Below are 768 nucleotides of genomic sequence, written 5' to 3'. Positions count from 1 at the left end.
CTGCTGGCGAGCGCGGCGGCCGGCGCGCTCGCGGGCGCGCTGCCCGGCAGCGTGCTCGCCCAAAGTGCGCAAGCCGCACCGAAACGCGTGGTCGTGATCGGCGGCGCACTCGCGGAAACCGCGTTCGCGCTCGGCGGCGCGGAAACGCCGCGCTACCGGCTCGTCGGCGCCGACACGACCTGCACGTACCCCGACGCCGCGAAGCGGCTGCCGAAGGTCGGCTACCAGCGCGCGCTGTCGGCCGAGGGGCTGCTGTCGCTGCGGCCCGATCTCGTGCTCGCGTCGGCGGAAGCCGGCCCGCCCACCGCGATCGCGCAAGTCAAAAACGCCGGCGTCGCAGTGACGACGTTCGATGAACGCCACGACGTCGAATCGGTGCGCGCGAAGATCACGGGCGTCGCGCAGGCGCTCGACGTGCGCGACGCGGGTGCCGCGCTGCTGCAACGTTTCGACCGCGACTGGCAGGCCGCGCGCGATGCGGTCGCTGCCCGTGCGCCCGGCGGCGCGCAGCCGCCGCGCGTGCTGTTCGTGTTGAACCATACCGGCAACCAGGCGCTCGTCGCCGGCCAGCGCACGGCCGCCGACGCGATGATCCGCTACGCGGGCGCGCACAACGCGATGCAGGGCTTCGATCACTACAAGCCGCTGACGACCGAGGCGCTGGCCGCCGCCGCGCCCGACATCGTGCTGATCTCCGACGAAGGGCTCGCGGCCGTCGGCGGCCGCGCCGCGCTGCTCGCGACGCCCGGCTTCGGCGCGACGCCGGCC

The 768-nt window shown here is 74.9% G+C and carries 1 protein-coding gene; it reads left to right on the top strand.

The features are described 5' to 3' along the window. Positions 1–39: 39 nt before the first annotated feature. A partial coding sequence (locus tag F3J15_RS37485; RefSeq protein WP_240161558.1) for a helical backbone metal receptor occupies positions 40–768 on the top strand: 729 nt, incomplete at its 3' end.

This window comes from Burkholderia sp. Ap-955 (assembly GCF_011753045.1).
Lineage (GTDB): Bacteria > Pseudomonadota > Gammaproteobacteria > Burkholderiales > Burkholderiaceae > Burkholderia > Burkholderia lata_D.
The sequence above is the reverse complement of the archived record's forward strand: the minus strand, read 5'-3'. Positions and strand labels throughout refer to the sequence as shown.